This window comes from Pantoea sp. X-Soil-TKNS-1279 (genome assembly GCF_059730565.1).
Genome location: NZ_AP035948.1, coordinates 2055292 through 2076225 on the forward strand (window position 1 = coordinate 2055292; position 20934 = coordinate 2076225).

At 56.3% G+C, this 20934-nt stretch carries 23 protein-coding genes; 18 read left to right on the forward strand and 5 right to left on the reverse strand.

Features of this window, described 5'->3' with window-relative positions; all coding sequences use genetic code 11:
- Positions 1-4 precede the first annotated feature (4 nt).
- Positions 5-787 carry an AraC family transcriptional regulator gene (locus AC6I8N_RS09755; protein ID WP_497830601.1) on the forward strand — a complete coding sequence of 261 codons (783 nt, stop codon included), beginning with the start codon at positions 5-7 and terminating at the stop codon, positions 785-787.
- Here the strand turns inward: AC6I8N_RS09755 and leuA are convergent.
- On the reverse strand, positions 738-2423 hold the full coding sequence (gene leuA, locus AC6I8N_RS09760; RefSeq protein ID WP_497830602.1) for a 2-isopropylmalate synthase: 1686 nt from the start codon (positions 2421-2423) through the stop codon (positions 738-740). The two genes, AC6I8N_RS09755 and leuA, sit on opposite strands and share 50 nt — an antisense overlap.
- 323 nt (positions 2424-2746) lie before the next feature.
- Between leuA and AC6I8N_RS09765 the strand changes: the two genes are divergently transcribed.
- From AC6I8N_RS09765 to AC6I8N_RS09800, 8 genes are all read left to right on the forward strand, one after another.
- Positions 2747-3772 carry a dipeptidase gene (locus AC6I8N_RS09765; protein ID WP_497830680.1) on the forward strand — a complete coding sequence of 342 codons (1026 nt, stop codon included), beginning with the start codon at positions 2747-2749 and terminating at the stop codon, positions 3770-3772.
- A gap of 151 nt (positions 3773-3923) precedes the next feature.
- Positions 3924-3995: a pyrroloquinoline quinone precursor peptide PqqA gene (pqqA, locus tag AC6I8N_RS09770; protein ID WP_010617686.1), complete on the forward strand. Its 72-nt coding sequence runs from the start codon at positions 3924-3926 to the stop codon at positions 3993-3995.
- A gap of 55 nt (positions 3996-4050) precedes the next feature.
- On the forward strand, positions 4051-4977 hold the full coding sequence (gene pqqB / locus AC6I8N_RS09775) for a pyrroloquinoline quinone biosynthesis protein PqqB (RefSeq protein ID WP_208725390.1): 927 nt from the start codon (positions 4051-4053) through the stop codon (positions 4975-4977).
- Positions 4974-5729, forward strand: coding sequence for a pyrroloquinoline-quinone synthase PqqC (gene pqqC, locus AC6I8N_RS09780; RefSeq protein WP_021183377.1), 756 nt, complete (start codon positions 4974-4976; stop codon positions 5727-5729). The genes pqqB and pqqC overlap by 4 nt, the downstream gene beginning before the upstream one ends.
- A gap of 4 nt (positions 5730-5733) precedes the next feature.
- Positions 5734-6012, forward strand: coding sequence for a pyrroloquinoline quinone biosynthesis peptide chaperone PqqD (pqqD, locus tag AC6I8N_RS09785; protein WP_021183376.1), 279 nt, complete (start codon positions 5734-5736; stop codon positions 6010-6012).
- The gene (gene pqqE / locus AC6I8N_RS09790) at positions 5999-7141 is read left to right on the forward strand and encodes a pyrroloquinoline quinone biosynthesis protein PqqE (protein WP_021183375.1); all 1143 of its coding nucleotides are present in this window, start codon (positions 5999-6001) and stop codon (positions 7139-7141) included. The genes pqqD and pqqE overlap by 14 nt, the downstream gene beginning before the upstream one ends.
- Positions 7141-9459, forward strand: coding sequence for a pyrroloquinoline quinone biosynthesis protein PqqF (pqqF, locus tag AC6I8N_RS09795; RefSeq protein WP_497830603.1), 2319 nt, complete (start codon positions 7141-7143; stop codon positions 9457-9459). The genes pqqE and pqqF overlap by 1 nt, the downstream gene beginning before the upstream one ends.
- A gap of 122 nt (positions 9460-9581) precedes the next feature.
- A complete protein-coding gene (locus AC6I8N_RS09800) occupies positions 9582-10166 on the forward strand; it encodes a YceI family protein (protein ID WP_021183372.1) in 585 nt (194 codons plus the stop codon).
- Positions 10167-10211: 45 nt separating this feature from the next.
- On the opposite strand, the gene dld is transcribed toward AC6I8N_RS09800, so the two are convergent.
- Positions 10212-11909 carry a D-lactate dehydrogenase gene (gene dld / locus AC6I8N_RS09805; protein ID WP_497830604.1) on the reverse strand — a complete coding sequence of 566 codons (1698 nt, stop codon included), beginning with the start codon at positions 11907-11909 and terminating at the stop codon, positions 10212-10214.
- 435 nt (positions 11910-12344) lie between these two features.
- Between dld and AC6I8N_RS09810 the strand changes: the two genes are divergently transcribed.
- The 7 genes from AC6I8N_RS09810 (at position 12345) to AC6I8N_RS09840 (ending at position 17193) form a co-directional block, all read left to right on the forward strand.
- The gene (locus AC6I8N_RS09810) at positions 12345-13325 is read left to right on the forward strand and encodes a 6-phosphofructokinase (protein WP_021183369.1); all 981 of its coding nucleotides are present in this window, start codon (positions 12345-12347) and stop codon (positions 13323-13325) included.
- A gap of 10 nt (positions 13326-13335) precedes the next feature.
- The gene (locus tag AC6I8N_RS09815; RefSeq protein WP_013508968.1) at positions 13336-13650 is read left to right on the forward strand and encodes a PTS sugar transporter subunit IIB; all 315 of its coding nucleotides are present in this window, start codon (positions 13336-13338) and stop codon (positions 13648-13650) included.
- The gene (locus AC6I8N_RS09820; protein WP_013508969.1) at positions 13643-15010 is read left to right on the forward strand and encodes a PTS sugar transporter subunit IIC; all 1368 of its coding nucleotides are present in this window, start codon (positions 13643-13645) and stop codon (positions 15008-15010) included. The genes AC6I8N_RS09815 and AC6I8N_RS09820 overlap by 8 nt, the downstream gene beginning before the upstream one ends.
- Positions 14997-15839 carry a class II fructose-bisphosphate aldolase gene (locus tag AC6I8N_RS09825; protein ID WP_021183367.1) on the forward strand — a complete coding sequence of 281 codons (843 nt, stop codon included), beginning with the start codon at positions 14997-14999 and terminating at the stop codon, positions 15837-15839. The genes AC6I8N_RS09820 and AC6I8N_RS09825 overlap by 14 nt, the downstream gene beginning before the upstream one ends.
- 62 nt (positions 15840-15901) lie before the next feature.
- The gene (locus AC6I8N_RS09830; protein WP_021183366.1) at positions 15902-16171 is read left to right on the forward strand and encodes a hypothetical protein; all 270 of its coding nucleotides are present in this window, start codon (positions 15902-15904) and stop codon (positions 16169-16171) included.
- A 9-nt stretch (positions 16172-16180) separates the two neighbouring features.
- Complete coding sequence (locus AC6I8N_RS09835; RefSeq protein ID WP_021183365.1) at positions 16181-16618, forward strand: PTS sugar transporter subunit IIA; 438 nt, start codon at positions 16181-16183, stop codon at positions 16616-16618.
- Positions 16615-17193 (forward strand): P-loop nucleotide/nucleoside kinase family protein, encoded by a 579-nt coding sequence (locus AC6I8N_RS09840; RefSeq protein WP_497830605.1) that lies wholly within the window; start codon positions 16615-16617, stop codon positions 17191-17193. The genes AC6I8N_RS09835 and AC6I8N_RS09840 overlap by 4 nt, the downstream gene beginning before the upstream one ends.
- Here the strand turns inward: AC6I8N_RS09840 and AC6I8N_RS09845 are convergent.
- On the reverse strand, positions 17160-18023 hold the full coding sequence (locus AC6I8N_RS09845; RefSeq protein ID WP_021183363.1) for an NAD(P)-dependent oxidoreductase: 864 nt from the start codon (positions 18021-18023) through the stop codon (positions 17160-17162). The genes AC6I8N_RS09840 and AC6I8N_RS09845 overlap by 34 nt on opposite strands.
- 159 nt (positions 18024-18182) lie before the next feature.
- On the opposite strand from AC6I8N_RS09845, the gene AC6I8N_RS09850 reads away from it, so the two are divergent.
- A complete protein-coding gene (locus tag AC6I8N_RS09850) occupies positions 18183-18977 on the forward strand; it encodes an SDR family NAD(P)-dependent oxidoreductase (protein ID WP_497830606.1) in 795 nt (264 codons plus the stop codon).
- A 76-nt stretch (positions 18978-19053) separates the two neighbouring features.
- Here AC6I8N_RS09850 and AC6I8N_RS09855 read toward each other — a convergent pair whose 3' ends face one another.
- Positions 19054-19377, reverse strand: coding sequence for a cupin domain-containing protein (locus AC6I8N_RS09855; protein ID WP_497830607.1), 324 nt, complete (start codon positions 19375-19377; stop codon positions 19054-19056).
- Positions 19378-19494: 117 nt separating this feature from the next.
- Between AC6I8N_RS09855 and AC6I8N_RS09860 the strand changes: the two genes are divergently transcribed.
- On the forward strand, positions 19495-20133 hold the full coding sequence (locus tag AC6I8N_RS09860) for an RpiB/LacA/LacB family sugar-phosphate isomerase (RefSeq protein WP_497830608.1): 639 nt from the start codon (positions 19495-19497) through the stop codon (positions 20131-20133).
- A gap of 47 nt (positions 20134-20180) precedes the next feature.
- On the opposite strand, the gene AC6I8N_RS09865 is transcribed toward AC6I8N_RS09860, so the two are convergent.
- Entirely contained in the window at positions 20181-20930 is a 750-nt protein-coding gene (locus AC6I8N_RS09865) for an ABC transporter ATP-binding protein (RefSeq protein WP_497830681.1), read from the reverse strand.
- Positions 20931-20934: the final 4 nt, after the last annotated feature.

The window sequence follows — 20934 nt, forward strand, 5'->3', positions numbered from 1 at the left end:
CCCGATGACTGCGGTGCTGAACTTCAGTTTTGCCAGCCGTCCGCTGGTGCCGTACGCCCATGATTATGCGCACGGCGCGGTGGAGCCGTGGCATCACCACGACTGCGCGCAATTGATTCATACCCTGAGCGGCGTGGTGAAGGTGGAGACGCAGCACGGCAGTTGGATCGTGCCGCCCAGCCGGGGCGTCTGGTTGCCTGCGGGTACGCGCCATGCGTTGCAGATTACCGGTCAGGTGGCGGCGCGCACGGTGTTTGTTGATCCGCTGGCGCGTGCTGACCTGCCCGCCAGTTGTCAGGTGGTGCAGATCTCGCCATTGCTGCGTGAACTGATTGTCAGCGCCATTGATCTGCCCGAAAGCTATCAAGCAGGCAGCCGTGCCGAGCGCATCTACGAGTTAATTCTGGATGAAATTCGGGTGATGGATGTGCTGCCGTTCGGCCTGCCGTGGCCGGAGAGCGCACGCTTGTTAACGCTGTGCCAGCAGATCCAGCAGCAACCCGGTGAAAACTGGACGCTGGCGCGGGCGGCGGCGGAATTGTGCGTCGCGGAGCGCACCCTGGCGCGCCACTTCAGTCGCGAAACGGGTTTACAGTTCAGCGACTGGGTGCGGCGCGCCCGTCTTGGCGTCGCCCTGACGCGACTGGCGCAGGGCGATTCGGTGCTGGTGGTGGCACTCGATCTGGGTTACGACAGTCCGAGCGCCTTCAGCGCGATGTTTCGCCGATTGCTGGGTGTTACGCCAGCGAACTACTTTCCTGCGGCAGAAAAGCGTGGGCGGCATTGAGCAACGCCTGCAATGAGGCGCGCGCCACGTCATTATCGATACCTACCCCCCAGGCGCGTTCGCCACGCGTGTTGAGGCAGCTGAGATAGGTGACCGAACGACTGTCGCTGCGTTTGCCGAGCGTATGTTCGTGATAATCCTCAATGCTCAGCGTCAGGCCATAACGCTGGCGCAGTGCCGCCACCGCCGCTGACAGCAAACCGTTGCCTTTACCCTCCACACTGATCTGCTGCGCGCCTTGCTGCACACGGGCTTTTAGCCGCGTTTCACCGGATTCATCGCTGTGGCTCTCCGCTTCCAGCAAGCGACGCGCCGGGTGGGTCAAGCCGTAGTGTTCACAAAACAATTGCCACAGGGCGTGATGGGTCATCTCCTGACCGTGCGCATCGGTCTGTTGCTGCACGATACGGCTGAAATCCTGTTGCAGACCGCGCGGCAGTTGCAGACCGTGATTCTGTTCCAGCAGCCAGGCGGCACCGCCTTTGCCAGATTGGCTGTTCACCCGAATCACCGCCTCATAGCTGCAACCGATATCGGCGGGATCGAGCGGCAGGTAGGGCATCTGCCAGAAAATTTCCTCGCGCTGTGCACGCTCGGCAAAACCTTTGCGAATCGCATCCTGATGCGACCCGGAAAACGCGGTAAACACCAGCTCCCCGGCATAAGGATGACGTGGATGTACCGGCAACTGATTGCAGCGCGTCACCACTTCCAGCACCTGCTGAATATCACTGAAATCGAGCTGCGGGGCGACGCCCTGGGTATAGAGGTTCAGCGCCAGCGTGACCAAATCGACGTTACCGGTACGCTCACCATTGCCAAACAGGCATCCCTCCACACGATCGGCTCCGGCCAGCAGCGCCAGCTCGGCACAGGCGATACCGGTGCCGCGATCGTTATGCGGATGGACGCTGATGCTCACCTGTGAACGCTGGCTAAAGTGACGGCAGAAATATTCAATCTGGTCGGCATACACGTTGGGGGTGTTCACCTCCACGGTGGCAGGCAGGTTAATGATCATCGGCCTTTGCGCATTGGGTTGCCAGATTGCCGCCACCGCTTCACAAATCTCCAGCGCAAATTCCGGTTCGGTAAAGCAGAACGTTTCCGGTGAGTACTGGAAGGTCCAGGCGGTATCGCCCTGGCTGGCGCAGCGTTCGCGGATCTGTCGTGCCGCCGCGCAGGCCAGCTCGATAATCTCGGCCTTGCTCTGGCGAAACACGCGTTCACGGAACAGCGGGGCGGTAGCGTTGTACAGATGGATGATGGCGCGGGGCGCACCACGCAGCGCTTCAAAGGTGCGATCAATCAAATCGGCACGCGCCTGGGTCAACACCTGAATGGCCACATCGTCAGGGATATGACGCTGTTCAATCAGCAGGCGCACAAAGTCGAAGTCGGTTTGCGAGGCGGCCGGAAACGCCACTTCGATCTCTTTAAAGCCGCAGCGCAGCAGCAGTTGCCAGAATTCCAGCTTGCGCGCGCTGTCCATCGGCGTGGCTAACGCCTGATTACCGTCACGCAGATCGGTCGACAGCCAGCGCGGTGCCTGAGTCAGCTGGCGTGATGGCCACTGACGTTCGGGTAAGTTGATAACCGGGTAAGGGCGATATTTTTCAGCGGGTTGGGTAAGCATTGGGATTCTCCTTATGTTCTGCGGTCAGTGTTGCCGAAACCCGGTGGTGCAGGCTCGCCCATTGCTGACAACCACCCGCGCAAAACTGACAAATCCTGCGTGATAAATCACGCCGCTACCAACCGTGCTCGTGGCGTATCAACACGCGACAAATCCCATCCGACAACCCGTTACCCAACGGTAGCAGCGCGATTTATCGCGCAACATTATGCGCCATCATCGGCTTCCCGGCGGCTGCGGCAGAAAAGTCCTTCTCGCGTTGCATTGCTCAGCAGCAGGCGTGCGCGTAGCATAGCCGCATGTTTTCTTCTTTTTCCTCGCTTATGTTACTTCCCACATTTGATGGTCATAACGATCTGCTGCTGAACCTGTGGCTGCATCATCGTGATAATCCCGCTGAGGTGTTTTTCTCCGGCATTGCAAACGGTCACCTTGATTACCCGCGGATGCAGCAGGGCGGTTTTGCGGGTGGCCTGTTTGCGTTATTTGTGCCACCGCAGCGTTATATCGAGCAGGTTGCCCCGCAGCGTGCGCAGGAGCGCGTGGCGCCACTGGAGATTCTGTGGCAGCAACTCGCCATCCTGAAAACTCTGGTGGCCGAATCTCAGGGGCGTGCCCGCCTGTGCCTGAACACGGCGGATGTCGCGGCCTGTCGGGCTGAGGGTGTGCTGGCGATGGTGGCGCATATCGAGGGCGCGGATGGTTTTGATGGTGAGGGGGACGCGTTGACAGCGTTTTATCAGGCGGGGGTACGCAGTATCGGACCGTTCTGGAATCTGCCCAATCGTTTCGGCGCGGGCGTCACCGGTAATTTTCCCGGTTCCCCGGACAGCGGCCCCGGTTTAACCTCCGCCGGGGAGGCGCTGATTGTCGCCGCCAATCGGCATCGTATGCTGATTGATGTTTCACACATGAACGAAAAGGCATTCTGGGATACCGCACGCTTATCCTCCGCGCCGCTGGTCGCCACCCATTCCAACGCGCATGTCCTGTGCCCACAGCCACGTAACCTCACCGATGCGCAATTACGGGCTATCCGCGACAGCGGCGGTATCGTGGGTGTGAATTTTGGTAACGCCTTCTTACGCCCCGATGGTAAACGCGACAGTGATACGCCGCTGATCGAAATTGGTAAACATATTGATCACTTAATGGAGATAATGGGGAGTGATCATGTGGGCTTTGGCTCCGATTTTGACGGCATCAGCACGCCGGACGCCTTAAAAGATGTGTCCGGACTACCCCGGATCTTCACGCTATTGCGCGAGATTGGCTATGATCAGCCGTTACTGGAGCAGCTTGCCTGGGGTAACTGGCAGCGGGTGCTGAAACAGATTTGGCGGGAATAACACAATTCCCTTACCGAAACAGGGTTGATCTGTTCGTCACATTGGCGCAACATCAGCCCGCGATGTGTATTGCGATCGGGATCACGTTTCTCGGTGCAAACATTCCATGCAGAGAATGCTCTGCGTAAAGAGACTTTAGAGGAAGAATATTATGTGGAAAAAACCTGAATTTGTTGACCTGCGTCTGGGCCTGGAAGTGACTCTGTACATCTCCAACCGCTAAGACTTCTGCCCGCCAATCGCGCGGGCATTTTGTTTTCTTTCTCCGGTCATTTCTCATGTTTATTAAAGTTCTCGGTTCAGCGGCGGGCGGTGGTTTTCCGCAGTGGAACTGTAACTGCGCCAATTGTAGCGGCTTGCGTAACGGCACCATCCAGGCACAGGCACGGACGCAATCCTCGATTATTGTCAGCGATAACGGTGAGGATTGGGTGCTGTGTAATGCCTCACCTGATATCAGCCAGCAAATTGCCCACACGCCAGAACTCAATAAAAAGGGCGTGCTGCGCGGTACCGCGATTGGCAGCATCATTCTTACCGACAGCCAGATCGACCACACCACCGGCTTATTAAGCCTGCGCGAAGGCTGCCCGCATCAGGTCTGGTGCACCCCGGAAGTCCATGCTGACCTGACCAGCGGCTTCCCGATTTTCACCATGTTGCAACACTGGAATGGCGGTTTGCAGCATCATGCGTTGACGCCGCTGGAGCCTTTCAGTGTCGATGTTTGTCGCAATCTTGAGTTCACCGCCATCCCGATTCTCAGCAACGCGCCGCCGTACTCGCCGTTCCGCGATCGTCCACTGCCCGGACATAACGTGGCGCTGTTTATTACCAACCGCGCCAATGGCCAAACCTTGCTGTATGCGCCAGGCCTGGGTGAGCCGGATGCGGTGATCATGCCGTGGCTGCAAAAGGCCGATTGCCTGCTGATAGACGGTACCGTCTGGCAGGATGATGAACTGCTGACCACCGGCGTTGGTAAAAATACCGGCAAAGCGATGGGCCATTTAGCGCTGGCTGAAGAACAAGGTCTGATGGCGTTGCTGGCGTCCTTACCGGCGAAACGCAAAATTTTGATTCATATTAATAACACCAATCCGATCCTCAACGAGCAATCGCCACAGCGTCAGTACCTGACGCAGCAGGGCATTGAAGTGAGCTGGGATGGGATGGCGATCCATTTGCAGGAGTCTTCATCGTGATCATTACTGAAGCCCTGACGCCAGCCGCCTTTGAACAGGCACTGCGCGCCAAAGGTGCCTACTACCATATCCATCACCCGTACCACATCGCCATGCATAATGGCGCGGCGACACCGGAGCAGATCAAGGGCTGGGTTGCCAACCGTTTCTACTACCAGACCAACATCCCGTTGAAAGATGCGGCGATCATGGCGAACTGCCCGGATCCGGCAACACGCCGCAAATGGGTACAGCGTATTCTCGATCACGATGGTAGCAACGGACACGAGGGCGGTATCGAAGCCTGGTTGCAACTGGGTGAAGCGGTAGGGCTGACGCGTGAAGAACTGCTGTCTGAGCAGCATGTGCTGCCGGGCGTGCGCTTTGCGGTCGACGCCTACGTGAACTTTGCCCGTCGCGCCAACTGGCAGGAGGCGGCCTGTAGCTCGCTGACCGAATTGTTCGCGCCGCAGATCCATCAGTCGCGTCTCGATAGCTGGCCGCAGCACTATCCGTGGATCAAAGAGGAAGGCTATTTCTACTTCCGCAGCCGTCTGAGCCAGGCGAACCGCGATGTTGAGCACGGGCTGGCGCTGGCGCTGGAGATCTTCACCACGGCGGAACAGCAGAACCGTATGCTGGAAATCCTGCAATTCAAGCTCGACATCCTGTGGACCATGCTCGATGCCATGACCATGGCTTACGCGTTAGAACGTCCCCCTTATCACACGGTCACCGATAAGGCGGCCTGGCACACCACCCGACTGGTATAAACAGATGAAAGATAACCTGATCCCCGCGTTCCGTCGTGGCTATCGCCTGCAATGGGAACCGGCGCAGGAGAGCCACGTTGTGCTCTACCCGGAAGGCATGGCGAAGCTGAATGAAACCGCTACCGCCATCCTCGAACTGGTGACCGGCAAACAAGATGTCGCCGCGATTATCGCGACGCTGAATGCGCGCTTCCCGGATGCGGGTGGTGTGGATGAAGACGTAAAAGCATTTTTGCAGTCTGCTATTGAACAGAAATGGATCCAGTGTCGTGAACCCGAATAAAAACGGCGTGACGCCGCCGCTGTGGCTGCTGGCCGAGCTGACTTACCGCTGCCCGTTGCAGTGTCCGTACTGCTCGAACCCGCTCGATTTTGCCCAGCAGGAAAAAGAGCTGACCACCGAACAGTGGATTGAGGTGTTCCGTCAGGCACGCGCGATGGGCAGCGTGCAGCTCGGTTTTTCCGGCGGTGAACCGCTGACGCGTAAAGATTTACCGGAACTGATCAAGGCGGCGCGCGATCTCGGTTTCTACACCAACCTGATCACTTCAGGCATTGGTCTGACGCAAAACAAACTGGATGCGTTTGCCGATGCCGGACTGGACCATATTCAGATCAGCTTTCAGGCGAGTGACGAAACGCTGAACGCTGCGCTCGCCGGATCGAAAAAAGCCTTCCAGCAGAAACTGGAGATGGCGAAAGCGGTGAAAGCACACGGTTATCCGATGGTGCTGAACTTCGTGTTGCATCGCCATAACATCGACCAGATCGACAAAATTATCGACCTGTGTATCGAGCTGGAAGCCGATGATGTCGAACTGGCAACCTGCCAGTTTTACGGCTGGGCGCATATCAATCGTCAGGGATTGTTACCGACGCGCGAGCAAATCGCCCGTGCCGAAGCAGTGGTGGCCGAGTATCGCCAGCGTATGGAAGCCAGCGGCAACCTGACCAACCTGTTGTTCGTCACGCCGGATTATTACGAAGAACGTCCGAAGCCCTGCATGGGCGGCTGGGGATCGATCTTCCTCAGCGTCACGCCGGAAGGTACGGCATTGCCGTGCCACAGTGCCCGCCAGTTACCGGTTGAGTTCCCGTCGGTGCTGGAGCAGAGTCTGGACGACATCTGGTATAACTCATTCGGTTTTAACCGTTACCGGGGTTATGACTGGATGCCGGAGCCGTGCCGTTCCTGTGACGAAAAAGAGAAGGACTTCGGCGGCTGTCGTTGCCAGGCCTATATGCTGACCGGCAATGCTGACAACACCGACCCGGTGTGCAGCAAATCGCCACACCACGATAAAATCCTCGAAGCCCGGCGTGAAGCCAGCTGTAGCGATATCAAAATCGCACAACTGCAATTCCGTAATCGCGCCAACTCGCAGTTGATCTACAAGCAGCGCATTCTCTGATGACCACGCGCAGCCTGACACTGGCGAACGGCCTGCGCTGTCACCTCCACCAGCAACCTGATGCGCACGATGCTGCCGCGTTGGTGCAGGTGACGGCGGGCAGCCTGCATGAGCCGGATCGCTGGCCAGGGCTGGCGCATTTGCTGGAACATCTGGTGTTTTGCGGTAGCACAGGCATCGCTGATGACCAGCGCCTGATGCCGTGGGTGCAGCAACAGGGCGGCCAGGTCAACGCGACTACCCAACTCAGCGACAGCGCATTTTTCTTTCAGGTTCCGGCCAGGGCGTTGGAGGCAGGCGTCGCGCGTCTGCTTGATATGCTCGCGGCTCCGCGTCTGACTGAGGAGGCCATCCGCCAGGAAAGTGCCGTCATTGACGCGGAGTATCATTTGCTGCAACGCCACGCGGCCACATTGAGCGAGGCGGCGTTGCTGGATATGCCTGTTGCCCCTGCGCGGTTACGGCGTTTTCGTGTCGGCAGTCAGGTGGTTTTCGGTGACAACGTCACAGACTTGCGGCAGGCGTTACGCGCGTTTCATCAGCAGCATTATGTGGCGGAGAGCATGACGTTGTGGCTGCAAGGCCCACAATCCCTGGCGGAGCTGGAACAACTGGCGCAACGCTATGGTCAGCAACTCAGGCCGGGCACCGCACCGATCATCGCGTTGCCATCACCATCAGGCGGCATCTCGCACCGGCAGATCCAACTGGCGGGCGAAGAAGCCTTCTGGCTGACTTTTATCTTGCCGGACAGCGCCGATATATTACGTGACAACGTCACCTTATGCCGTCAGTTCTGGCTCGATGAGGCCCCCGGCAGTTTGCTGGCACAACTGCGGGCTGCCGGGTTGTGTGAAAATATCAGCCTGCAATGGTTATGGCGTGATAGCCAACACAGCTGGCTGGCGCTGAAATTTACGGCGCGCACCCTTAGCACGCGCCAGGCTCTGTGCATCGAAGCGCAGTTCCGGCAGCACCTCCGCGACCTGATGCACATCGGAACCCCACAACGTCACCATTATCAGCGGCTGGCGCAGGAAGACTTCCGGCAACTGACACCGCTGGAGCAACTGCGTGGCCGTGCTACCGGCTTTGCGCCGGGCACTGCTGCCGACTTTGGTGACTGGCTCCGGCTCCTGCAACAATGCCAGCCACGCCGACTGCTGACCCAGGGCCAGGTTGACGCGATAACCCGCCACACCCAGGGATTCGACCTCGCGCTTGCCGACTGGCCCGCACCGGCGAAGGTGTCGGCCTCAGCACTGCCATGCTGGTTTTATCCACTGGCGCAGCCGCCGAGTCTGCGGGTGTTGCCTGACCAGCGATTCCCCATGCTGCGGGTAACGCCGGTTCAGCCACAGCAGACCTTGCTGTTGCGTCCGGCATTTTACCAGCCGTTAAGTGATGAGCTTGCCGGGGCGCGCCAGCAATTGCTGCGTCCCATTCTCGCTGCGTTACGCCATAGCGGCGGGCGTGGGAGTTGGCAGCAGGTGCAGGGGAGCTGGCAACTGACCCTGCATCTGCCGAAAGAGCGGGACGCGGCGTTGGCTGCGGTGCAACAGACGGTGCAGGCGCTGCATATTGGGGTTGAACCTCAACCGGTGAATGCTGCTGATGGCATCGTGATTCGTCAGTTGTTAGCAGCGTTGCCGCACCACTTGCTGACAACATCAGCGGCACCAGGCTGGCAGGCGGCCTGGAGTGGTAGCGACATGGCGTTGGCTGAGGACATTGCGCGGGTGCTGAGTGACCTGCCGTTGGCCGCAGCGGCGGCTGAGCCATCTTTAACCGCAGGCGTGACCGCCATCCCGTGCTCAGGTCGTGACCAGGCGCTGCTGCTGTTTATGCCATTGATCGCCGCCGATGATGCCTCGCTGGCCGCGTTGCGCATGCTGGCGCTGATTTATGAACCACGCTTTTTCCAGCGCCTGCGGGTCGAACAGCAAATTGGTTATGTGGTGTCGGCGCGCTACCAGCGGGTGGCGGATGTGGATGGCATCCTGCTGGCGTTGCAATCACCTGATATCCCCTGGCCTACGCTTCTCGGTCATTGCAAACGCTTCCTGCGTGCCCTCGACGTTGCTGAGGTCGATCTCGCGGCCTTGCAGCCAACATTGCGCAACCCGCTTTCCAGCGTGGATAACGCGACGGCGGCGTTATGGGCATTGCGGCAGCAACAGGGACTGGCGGAATTATCGTCCGACGCCATTGATGCTCTTTGCCTGACACGGCTGCAACAACTCCATCAGCGTTTGTTGCGCGGTCGTCGTCACTGGCGAGTTCTGGTGGCGTTAAGTCAGACGCTGAATTGTCCCTGAAGGTAACTGTTTCGTATTGATATTGCTGAATTTTTTTGAAAAATTCAGCCAAAACTCTTCACTGTTCCTGCGCGGCATAATGCCCGACACTCAAGGCATATTCTGAGCAAAAAGGAACACCCGTGAAAAACGTTACTCGCTTTGCACTGCCGTTGCTGGCCGCCGCTACCCTGTACGCTCCGCTGTCACAGGCGGCTGCCATGCACTACGATCTCAACCCGGAACACACCTCGGTGATTGTCACCTGGACCCACTTCGGTTTCTCCCATCCCACCGCCGACATCCCGAACAGCAAAGGTACGCTGGTGTTTGATAAGGACCACCCGGAGCAGTCACGCGTTGACGTCACGCTGCCGATCACCCAGATCGATAGCCATGTCCCGGCGCTGACCAAAGAGTTTCTCGGCAAAGAGTATTTCGACACCGCGAAATATCCGTCGGCGGTGTTTCACAGCACCAAAGTGGTCGCGAAGGGCGATAACAAGTTTGATGTAGAAGGGAATCTGACCCTGAAAGGCATCACCAAACCGATTACTCTGCACGCCACGCTGAACCAGCAGGGTGAGCATCCGATGGTGAAGAAGCAGGCGATTGGTTTTGATGCCACCGGCACCATCAAGCGTTCTGACTTCAAGCTGGATAAATATGTTCCGGCGGTGAGCGACGATGTGACGCTGACCATTTCGACCGAAGCGTACGCGAAGTAATTAAGGTTCGTAACGGCGCGAAACGTCGCGCCGTTACGGGATGAGTTACTCCGCCCAGAATTTCTTCTTACTGGTTTTGCCAATCCCCGGATTGCAACTGTTGGTCGGATCGAGTTGTTTCCAGTGCGCCACATGATCGCAGGATGCGTGATACAGATGTCCGACGTTATGTTCTGCCGGATATTTCGCCCCACGCTGCTCCAGTACGACTTTCACCGCCTCTTTAAACGCCTTCGCATCCACGCCCGCCTTCAGCACATAATCCTGATGATTAACGTAGCAGAAGAAATGCCCGCAGCAGGAATCGACCTGCACCTGCGCCGCCAGGTGATCCGGCAGCGTTAAACGCCAGGCATCATCGTTACGACGCAATGCCACGTCAAACGCCACCAGGCGCTCATTCGGGTTGTAGCCCAGCGCATCGGAGTAGGAGATGGTGCAGCCGCCCACGCCAAAGCGCACCAGGAAGGCATCTGCTGCTTCGCGTGCATCGCAGTGGAAGAAATCACCGCTGTGGTTGGCAAAAAAATCTGCCAGTAACCCCTGCAATTCAGCGGTTTGCGCTGACTCCACCTTAATCATCAGATGATGTTCATACGCGCTGCGATAATCCATGATGCGTGGCGCGACAAAGCGCGGAGTGATCTGATTAAAGAATTGCAGCACCCGATCAACAAAATTGCGTGGCAAAAATTTCAGGTGGCTGACGCGCACATCCCACCTGGCTTTGCCGGCCATCAGGCGCGGTATCGCCTGCGGGCCGAGTTTGCGAATTGCCAGATACATATGTTTAGCGTAACGCACGGTGAGGTCAAAGGCGTTACGGTGGATATACTCCGCCTGCACCGGCAATTCACTCATCCGCGTCAGCAGATAGCGGCGCAGTTCCACCAGCACCAACTCATCGTTGGTGCCGATATAGAAGGTGTCGCTGCCAGCACTGGCTTCGAAGGTAGGAAGACGCACCGCAAACACCACCACTTTACCTGCGCTACCCGAACTGTCATGCAGATAACGCAGATCGCCATTAAAGCGCGCGGGGCTGTCGGCGCTGACGTCGCGCAGACGGTCAGCGTAGTCATCCGCCCAGATCTTTCCCTGCCAGTCGGGTTGGTCACCGGTTTGGTACTGCTGACGGGTGAGATTTTCCAGCATCGCTTCCGGCGTGTCACCCAGCGCAATGCCGAGATGGTTGACCATCTCCAGTCGACCATCATCATGAATGCGGGCAAATAACGATTTTTCGGTAAACGCCGGACCACGGCGAATCAGCGAGCCACCGGAGTTGTTGCAGATGCCGCCGACCACCGACGCACCAATACAGGACGAACCAATGACCGAGTGCGGCTCACGCCCCAGCGGTTGTAGTGTTTGTTCCAGCTCCGTCAGGGTGGTGCCGGGGAAGGCAATCACCTGACGCGCCTCATCAATGACCTGCACGCCCTGTAACTGGCGGGTGCTGACAATCACTACCTCACGATCGTAATCGTTGCCGTCCGGCGTCGAGCCGCCGGTTACGCCGGTGTTTGATGCCTGCATCAGAATAATGGCGTCGTGCGCCACGCATACCTGAAGGGTATGCCACAGTTGTAATAACGTCTGGGGGAGCACCACGGCCAGTGCCTCACCGCGCCCAACGCGAAATCCTTTGGTGTACCAGGCCTTATCATCAGAATGGGTTAACAGCTGTTTTTCACCTACCACGTCACTCAGTTGACGCAACATTTCCTGCGGGGATGTCATGTTTTCTCTTCTGTGTCATGTGTCTGCCGGGTTATTGGACAGGCGGATACGGCGCTATGTCAATCATTCATCGGCACTAAAGTTAAAATAACGCACTGAAGCATTATCCCTTTATCTCGCGCGGAAAAACCGCGGCGTACCAATAAAAATGCGCGGGTTATCACAAAATAGAGGCAAAGCAAAAAGACAAATAAATTGTTAAATCGGGCCAGACAGGCAGAGGTGTGAAAAATATATAACGTGATGAATTTTATAATAATTCCATGTCTTTGGAAAAATTTACCATGTGATTAACATCACAAATTTAGGCCTGTAAATATCTTTGTCAATGACCTTGGCGGCTAAATTCGTAGCAATAATGTGATCTCCATTGCAAATACAAATCCTCTTCACCGGAAGAATGGCTGTCAGAAGCGCAGCGTAAGGAGCAGGATAATGAGAATTGGCATGGTGATCAGCGGTGGTGATGTTACCGGCATAAATAACTTTATCTTTCAGATTTCTCGCTTAACTCAGGCGGACATGGTGTTATTTAACGGCGGTATTCCGGGTTTGCTGGAAAATAAACATCAAGAAATATCGCAGCGTGATCTGGTGGATTATGCCATCGCGGCGATCCCGGTGATGCAATCAGGGCGACCAACGCGAAAATTAATTCGCCCGGAATATGAAGCCATAGCGAAACAACTTAAATCGCTACGCATTGACGTATTAATTATGGCCGGAGGCGATGGGTCGCTGCAATTCCTTCATATTCTGAGTGAATTTGGTGTCAATTGCTTTGGCGTTGGTATGACCATCGATAACGATGTATTCGGCAGCGATTATACCATTGGCTTTTCCACCGCCTGTGAACAGGTGCTGAAGGAAGTGGCGAAATTACGTAACACCGGGCGTGGATTGCCGGGGCGCGTATTTATGGTGGAGCTGCTGGGTGGTTATTGTGGTGAATTAACCCTGCAATCAGCGATTAAATCCAATGCGGATTTTGCCTTGATCCCCGAGTGCCAGATTCCGCCGCATGAGCTGGCGGAACGGGTCACGGCACGTCTGGCGCAGCAAAACAGCGTGATTATTCTGTGCTCGGAAGCCTATACCCGCGAATATTCGCCGGGGTTCCAGGGGGCGATCGATACCTTAATTAAACAACTTGAACCTTTGATTGGTGTGCGTATCCGTAAAACCATCATCGGTTACGGCCTGCGTAATGGCGAACCCACCTGTGAAGAAATTTATCAGGGCACCATTATGGCCAGCGAAGTGGCGCGTTGTATTCAGTCGGGAATGCGCAATAAAGCCGTCATTATTAATGGCAGCAATAAACCGATACCCATTGATTTAATAAGCATGAAAAAACGCCTGGTTGACACCGAAGGGCATCATTACAAACTCGCTAAACAACTGCATATTCTGTGAGGAGATAACCATGCTGAAAATATTATGTGTGTGCGGATGTGGTCTGGGATCCAGTTTCGCCATCGAAATGAGCGCCAAAGCGGTATTAAAAAAGTTAGAAATTGATGCAGATATCGATCACACCACCATTTCTGAAGCCAATGCGTTTAAATCCGACATGATTTTAACGCAGAAGGCATTTGCCGACGTATTAAATGCCGATGCCAGTCCGGAACAAATGAAACGCGTGATTATTCTCAACAAGCTGACCGATAAGGCGGAAATTGAGCAAAAGATCGTGGCGTTTATGAAAGAACACAACATGAAGGTTGCCAGCCATGAATAGTGTTATTAACTTCCTGGTCAAAGATCTGTTAGGGCAGGCATCGATTCTGATCGCCTTTATTGCCCTGGTGGGTCTGCTGTTGCAAAAAAAATCCGCAGGCAAGGTGGTGGAAGGCACCTTTAAAACCCTGCTCGGTTTCTTAATTATGATGGCGGGTATCAACATCATTGTCGGTACGCTGACCTTCCTGAATACCATCTTTACCCACGGCTTTGGCATGCAGGGTTATATCACCGATGTTGCTGCCATCGCCGGGTTAGCGAACCGCGAGCTGGGTTCAGAGGTGGCGTTGACGCTGTTGGTGATCTTTATTGTCAACATCATCATTGCCCGTCTGACACCGTTCAAATACATCTTCCTGACCGGACAGGCGCTGCTGTGGATGGCGACTATCGGTGCGGTGATCGGCTACAAAGCGGGGCTGACAGGCTTACCTCTGATCCTTACCGGCGGCATTTTTGGTGGTGTGATGGCGGTGGTGATGCCGGCACTGGCACAACCGGTGGTGCGCCGCATTACCGACTCGGATGATGTTGCGCTCGGCCACTTCTGCACCATTGGCTACCTGGTGACGGCGGCAGTGGCGAAGGTGGTCGGCAAAGGCTCGCGCTCCACTGAAGACCTGAAGCTGCCGGATAACTTCAAATTCCTGCAAGACACCTATCTGTCGATGGCGGTGGTGATGGTGCCGATGTACCTGATCCCGGCGCTGGCGGCAGGCCCGGCGTTTATCGCCCAGTACAGCAACGGTATGAACTACCTGATGTACGCCTTTATGCAATCGATTCAGTTCGTATGCGGGGTGTTTGTGCTGTATAGCGGCGTGCGTCTGCTGCTGAACGAGTTGGTACCTGCCTTCCGCGGCATCGCGATGCGCATCGTACCGGATGCTAAACCGGCACTCGACTGCCCGGTGATGTTCCCCTATGCGCCGAATGCGGTGATCGTGGGCTTCCTCGCCACCACCCTTGGGTCGGTCGTTGGCATGCTGGTGTTCCCGATGTTCGGTCTGGCGATGATTTTACCGGGCCTGCTGACCAACTTCTTTGCCGGAGGCACCGCTGGGGTGTTTGGTAACGCGCTTGGCGGTCGTCGCGGCGCGATGATCGGCGGCTTTGTCCACGGTCTGTTCATTACGCTGCTGCCCGCCATTCTGGTACCGATGCTGGAAAGCTACGGTTTCACCGGTGTGACTTTCAGTGATTCAGACGTTATCAGCACTGGCCTGGTACTCGGCCATGCCTTCCAGAATAACTGGCTGTTCGTCGCCCTGTTTATTGTCTTCATTACCCTGATCGCCTGGTTTGTTAACGGAAAATCCACTAAGCCTCACGAGGAAAATATTCATGAAACTTTATAACTTTACCGATCTGTTACAGGTGGCCAAACAACGTGAATTTAAAGCGCTCGGTTCCTTTAATTTACACTGTCTGGAGATGTTACCGGCTTATTTTAAAGCGGCGGAAAAAACCAATAGTCCTTTAATGATTCAGATCTCTACCGGTACGGCGAAATATCTCGGTCATAAATTGTTGGTCGATGCGATTCGTTCGCTGGCGGAAAGCCGCAATGTGCCGACCTGTTTGCATCTGGACCATTGCTCCGACCTGGATGCCATTCAAACGGCGCTGGATGCCGGTTTCAGTTCGGTGATGTATGACGGTTCACATCTGCCGATTGACGAGAACATCTCCAACACGCGTAAAGTCATTGATATGGCACGCCCGCTGCATGTTTCGGTTGAAGCGGAACTCGGGGCGATCGGCGGTTCAGAAGATGGTAAGTCGGTGGAAATGAACGAAACTTCCTTCACCACCGTGGACGATGCGAAACGTTTCGTGGATGAAACCGGTGTCGATATGCTGGCGATCTCGATTGGTACGGTACATGGGTTATACACCGGCAAAGCACATATCCAGCATCAGCGGCTGGCGGATATTACCGAAGCGACGCACACGCCATTGGTACTGCACGGCGGCACTGGCGTCAGCGATGAAGATATGCGTCTGGCAGTGCGCAGCGGTATCGAAAAAGTGAACGTCGGCACAGAAATGAACGTGCAATGGGTGGCGCGCTGTAAACAGACGTTCGAAAAGGGCAAAGTAAACGACAGCGTGCGCAATTTCCTGGTACCGGCGAATGATGCCGTTACCGATGTGTTAGTCGAAAAAATTCAGTTATTCCGCTAAACCGCATCTTTCATGACGTATTAACCTGAGGTGCCCTGGCGCCATTCGGGGCAGGAGACGCTATGTTCGGATTCAGGAAAAAGGTCCCGGAAAATAACGGGCAGGATCAGCAGGAAATAGATCGTCAGGCTGAAAGTATCAGCGAGAAAATAAACGCGCTGGAGCAGCAGCTGGCAAATAATCCACGGGCGGGGGACACGCAAAAACAATTAATGCTGGAATATAATCGTGCATTAAGTTTATTTGCCAAAAGCCGCCGTTTTCGTCAGGAGATTGATCCGCTGTTCGTCAAAATCGATGAGCTGCGTAATACCATCCGCAAATCGATTTAAGGAGGCGGTATGAGCATCAAACAACTGTTGCAGGAAGCGAATGCGATTCAGGTGGGGATTACCAGCCGTGACTGGCGGGAAGTGATCAGCCTTGCCGCCCGGCCACTGGTGCAGGGCGGCTATGTCAACGCCTCCTATCCCGAAGCGGTGATTGCCAACACCCTGACGCACGGTGCGTATTACGTGTTTGAAGAGGGGATTGCCATCCCTCATGCCCGACCGGAAACCGGAGTACTGAAAGATTGCTTCAGCCTGATTGTGCTGGAGGAACCGGTGTCGTTCGACGGCAGCGACAAGGCGGATATCGTCATCATGTTTGGCGCGCGTGACAGCAATGCGCATATCGAGGAGGGCATCCGCGCGATTGTCACGATGCTGGAGGATGAGGAGACGCTGGTGCGACTGCGCAAAGCCAGCAGTGTGGCGGAGGTAATGGACATCCTATGACAACCCCCACTGAAGAAAAATGCGTGGTGCTGGTCAACGGCATTCCAGCCTCGGGTAAAAGCACACTGGCGCGCGCGCTGGCGCAGCAATTTGGCCTGCCGGTTTTGACACTGGATAGCCTGAAAGAGCCGTTTATGGCCAGCTTTGCGCCGGTGGATCGCCTGCGCAATCGTCAGCTCGGCTGTGCAGCCTATCAGGCGATATGGAAGATCGTCGGCCAGGCACCGGCCAGTTGCGTTTACCTGATTGATGCCTGGTTTGGTTTTCAACCCAAAGCGGTACTGGAAGAGGGATTGCAACACGCAGGCGTGGCGCGGGTGCTGGAGCTATGGATGGCGATCACCCCGGATGAGGTGGTGGCGCGCTATCAGGCAAGGCTGGAACAGCGTATGCCGGGGCATCCGGGGGCGGAGTATCTGCCCGAACTGCGGCAACTGGCGGAGCGGGCGCAGCCGATGGCGCTCGGTCCGGTGTTGCAACTGGATGCCCGCGCGCCGGACGTGGCCGCTGCACAAGCGTGGTTGCAGCGGCAACTTCAGCGTCAGTCAGCGCGGGCGCTTTCGGCATCGGGTTGAAAGAAGGCCGCCAGCAGGTCGCTGAGTTGTTGATCGCCTCTGCGGTCGGCTGCCAGCTGGCGGCACACCTCGCCCAGCGCCTGATACAGGCGATCGGTTGCCAGCTCGCCCTGATTCAGCGTCGCGATTTCATCCATCTCCGCCGCCCAGCGCCAGGCTTTTGGCAGCATATCCGGGGCGGCTTTTTTCATTCTTTTCAGGATCTGCGGCTGGCTCTCCGTCATCTCCTCATGTAACGCCTCCGCCGCGCCAACCCGACTGGCGTTAATCAGCATCGCTGACACCAACAAGGTGATGCCTTTATTGATCCCGGCGTAGGACATTTTTAGCGCGGATGCCGCGCCGTTTTCCGCCGACATAATGCGCACGCGCAGGCCCAGGTCGCTCAACTCCGCTAACTGGCTGGCGTGGGGGCCGGAAAACCAAAAGCGTGGCCCGTCAGGATTCTGCTCGCCCGGCGGCAGCCCGATAATCGCGCCATCGACAAAAGGTGTGCCGGTGGCTTCAATCACCGCAGCCACCTGTTGTAGCGTTTCCGGGCTGATGGCGTTGCAATCGACGTACAGCGGTTTGCGCGCCGCCGCCTGTAAATGCGGAGCCATCTGCTGCGCCCAACTCAGAGCGAATTCGGGCGGCACAATGGAAAAAATAATGTCGGCGTCACACAGCGCAGCTTCAGGGGCATCGATAATGTGCGCGGCGTGCGCGCGTTGTTGTGAGTCGGCAGAGCGTTGGCTTAACGGGCTGATGACGCGCGCGCCGTGCTGGCTCAGCACCGCCGCAACTGCCGCGCCCATCGCACCCGGTGCGGCAAAGGCAAGGGTTTTCATGATGTGGTCCCACGGGAGTGAAAGCATTGAGTGTGGCTGCGTTTTGTCCGCAATTGGCAAACTCTTTGGTTACAAAGCATGTTTCGTTAATGCGGTGCGTGCAGTATCTACCAGGCTTTTCGATCGTGTGCAGGTATCGTAACCAACATGGAGAATGTGATGAAAATCGATCTACACGGCAAAACAGCGTTAATCACCGCGTCCACCGGCGGCATTGGTTTCGCCATTGCGCAGGGGCTGGCCGAGAGCGGGGCCGAAGTGGTGTTGAACGGGCGCAGTGAGGCGTCGGTCAGTCGGGCGCGAGACAAACTCAATGCTGCGGTGGTGGGGGCGAAAATCCATACCCATATCGCCGATCTCAGCAGCGCGCAGGGCGTTGAGACGCTGCTGAAGGGATTGCCTGCCATCGACATTCTGGTGAATAACGCCGGGATCTTTGGTCCGAAAGATTTCTTTGCCACCGACGATGAGACCTGGGAAGCCTACTGGCAGACTAACGTGATGTCCGGCGTGCGGCTATCACGCGCCTTACTGCCGGATATGGTGAAGAAAGGTTGGGGCCGCGTGGTGTTTATCTCTTCCGAGTCTGCGCGCAATATCCCGGTCGATATGGTGCATTACGGCGTGAGTAAAACCGCGCAGCTTTCTCTGGCACGCGGTCTGGCGAAAGTGGTAGCCGGTTCCGGCGTCACGGTGAATAGCGTGTTACCCGGCCCAACAATTTCGGATGGTTTTGCCACCATGATGGCCGACGAAGTGGAACGCACCGGTAAATCGCTGGAGACGCTGGGGAAAGAGTTTGTTATGAGCCAGCGCCCGAGTTCGGTGATCCAGCGGGCCGCCACCGTCGATGAAGTGGCGAATATGGTGGTGTATGTCTGCTCCACTCAGGCGTCGGCTACCTCCGGTGCTGCGCTGCGCGTCGATGGCGGCGTGGTGGATGATATTGTTTAACCAGGCAGAAAAAGCGCGATAAATCGCGCCGCTACGATTATGTGCGGTCCGTAGCGGCGCGATTTATCGCGCATACTTACCCAAGAAAATCCTCACGCTGCGGGGTAAAAGTATCCAGCAGCGTGCCCGCTTCCAGGCAGACACAGCCGTGCACCACATTTGGTGCTTTATACAAGGTGTCACCGGCGCTCACTTCTTTGGTCACACCGTTGATGGTGAACGCGAAGCGCCCGGAAATCACATAGGTCAGTTGTTCATGCGGGTGGTGATGCAGTGGACCTATCGCCTCTTTTTCAAAGCTGACCTCAACCGCCATCATGCGGCCACCGTGCGCCAGCACCCGGCGGGTCACGCCATTCCCCAAATCCTCAACCTGTGTGGCATTGCGGTAGATAAACATCGTCATTCCTCGCAGTTGTGTGACATAACTCACAAGCAAAAGGGCATTTCTCTGCTGCATTTTACTGATCTTTGATTAAAATGAAACGGTGTTTCAATTTAATATGAAGGATGGATCATGAAAATCGCGTTAATGATGGAAAACAGCCAGGCGGCAAAAAACGCCACCGTATTAACCCAACTGGAGACGGTGGCACAACCTCTGGGTCATCAGGTGTTTAACGTCGGCATGAGCGACGAGCAGGATCATCATCTGACTTATATTCACCTTGGCATCATGGCCAGCGTGCTGCTCAACAGCAAAGCGGTGGATTTCGTGGTCGCCGGATGCGGCACCGGACAGGGCGCATTGATGTCGCTGAATATCCATCCCGGCGTGGTGTGTGGCTACTGCATCGATCCGGCTGACGCTTATCTGTTTGCCCAGATCAATAACGGCAATGCCTTGTCGCTGCCCTTTGCCAAAGGTTTTGGTTGGGGGGCAGAACTCAACCTGCGCTTTATCTTCGAGAAAGCCTTCACCGGGGAGAAAGGGCTGGGCTATCCGCCGGAACGCAAAGAACCACAGGTGCGCAACGCCGGAATCCTTAACCAGGTGAAAGCGGCGGTGGTCAAAGAACATTATCTCGATACCTTGCGTGCGATCGATTCTGAACTGGTGAAAACCGCGCTGAGCGGCCCGCGTTTTCAGCATTGCCTGTTCGAGCATGGGCAGAATGACGAGATTGTGCGTTTTGTGCGTGAGGTGGTGGCTTAAGCTATCACCTCAACGTAGCGGCGCGATAAATCGCGCCGCTACGGGAGTTAAGCCAATTGAGGGCACCTGCTCGCCTCTACCAGCATCTGCGTATATGGCACCGCCGCCTGTCCTGCCACCAGCGACTCCACATCCAGCGTTTCAAGCACTTTGCCGTGCTGCATCACCGCAACGCGGTGACACAGATGCGCCACCACGCCGAGATCGTGGGTGACCATCAGGTATGTCAGATTTTCCTGTTGCTGCAAGTCACTCAGCAAATTAAGAATCTCCGCCTGCACCGAGACATCCAACGCGGAAGTCGGTTCATCCAGCAGCAACACGCGCGGTTCCAGAATCAGGGCGCGGGCTATCGCCACACGCTGACGTTGACCACCGGAAAGCTGATGGGGGTAACGCGTTTGCCAGGCGCGGTTTAACCCGACCTTTTCCAGCATGGCCGTCACGCGCTGTTGCCGCTGACTGATGCCATGAATATGCAGCGGCTCCTCAAGAATATCGCCAAGGGTATGACGTGGATGCAGCGAACCGTAAGGGTCCTGAAACACCATTTGTACTTTGCGGCACAGCGGGCGCGTGATGCGGTGCGCCAGCGGTTGATCGTCAATCGTCAACTCCCCGTGCCAGTGGTTAAACAATCCGGCGAGGCATTTGAGCACCGTGGTTTTGCCGGAACCGGATTCGCCCACCAGGCCGAAGATTTCACCTTCCCGCACTGTGAGGTTAACGTCAAACAGCACCTGATGACGCTGTTCATCCTCGCCAAAACTGAGGTTAAGATTCTGTACCCCGATCATCGGT

What these genes read in the sequence shown, in the direction of transcription:
- AC6I8N_RS09755 (WP_497830601.1), top strand. Translation starts at nt 5, where the DNA reads ATGACTGCGGTGCTGAACTTCAGTTTTGCCAGCCGTCCGCTGGTGCCG.
- leuA (WP_497830602.1), bottom strand. Translation starts at nt 2,423, where the DNA reads ATGCTTACCCAACCCGCTGAAAAATATCGCCCTTACCCGGTTATCAAC.
- AC6I8N_RS09765 (WP_497830680.1), top strand. Translation starts at nt 2,747, where the DNA reads ATGTTACTTCCCACATTTGATGGTCATAACGATCTGCTGCTGAACCTG.
- pqqB (WP_208725390.1), top strand. Translation starts at nt 4,051, where the DNA reads ATGTTTATTAAAGTTCTCGGTTCAGCGGCGGGCGGTGGTTTTCCGCAG.
- pqqD (WP_021183376.1), top strand. Translation starts at nt 5,734, where the DNA reads ATGAAAGATAACCTGATCCCCGCGTTCCGTCGTGGCTATCGCCTGCAA.
- pqqF (WP_497830603.1), top strand. Translation starts at nt 7,141, where the DNA reads ATGACCACGCGCAGCCTGACACTGGCGAACGGCCTGCGCTGTCACCTC.
- dld (WP_497830604.1), bottom strand. Translation starts at nt 11,909, where the DNA reads ATGACATCCCCGCAGGAAATGTTGCGTCAACTGAGTGACGTGGTAGGT.
- AC6I8N_RS09810 (WP_021183369.1), top strand. Translation starts at nt 12,345, where the DNA reads ATGAGAATTGGCATGGTGATCAGCGGTGGTGATGTTACCGGCATAAAT.
- AC6I8N_RS09815 (WP_013508968.1), top strand. Translation starts at nt 13,336, where the DNA reads ATGCTGAAAATATTATGTGTGTGCGGATGTGGTCTGGGATCCAGTTTC.
- AC6I8N_RS09820 (WP_013508969.1), top strand. Translation starts at nt 13,643, where the DNA reads ATGAATAGTGTTATTAACTTCCTGGTCAAAGATCTGTTAGGGCAGGCA.
- AC6I8N_RS09825 (WP_021183367.1), top strand. Translation starts at nt 14,997, where the DNA reads ATGAAACTTTATAACTTTACCGATCTGTTACAGGTGGCCAAACAACGT.
- AC6I8N_RS09830 (WP_021183366.1), top strand. Translation starts at nt 15,902, where the DNA reads ATGTTCGGATTCAGGAAAAAGGTCCCGGAAAATAACGGGCAGGATCAG.
- AC6I8N_RS09835 (WP_021183365.1), top strand. Translation starts at nt 16,181, where the DNA reads ATGAGCATCAAACAACTGTTGCAGGAAGCGAATGCGATTCAGGTGGGG.
- AC6I8N_RS09840 (WP_497830605.1), top strand. Translation starts at nt 16,615, where the DNA reads ATGACAACCCCCACTGAAGAAAAATGCGTGGTGCTGGTCAACGGCATT.
- AC6I8N_RS09845 (WP_021183363.1), bottom strand. Translation starts at nt 18,023, where the DNA reads ATGAAAACCCTTGCCTTTGCCGCACCGGGTGCGATGGGCGCGGCAGTT.
- AC6I8N_RS09850 (WP_497830606.1), top strand. Translation starts at nt 18,183, where the DNA reads ATGAAAATCGATCTACACGGCAAAACAGCGTTAATCACCGCGTCCACC.
- AC6I8N_RS09855 (WP_497830607.1), bottom strand. Translation starts at nt 19,377, where the DNA reads ATGTTTATCTACCGCAATGCCACACAGGTTGAGGATTTGGGGAATGGC.
- AC6I8N_RS09860 (WP_497830608.1), top strand. Translation starts at nt 19,495, where the DNA reads ATGAAAATCGCGTTAATGATGGAAAACAGCCAGGCGGCAAAAAACGCC.
- AC6I8N_RS09865 (WP_497830681.1), bottom strand. Translation starts at nt 20,930, where the DNA reads ATGATCGGGGTACAGAATCTTAACCTCAGTTTTGGCGAGGATGAACAG.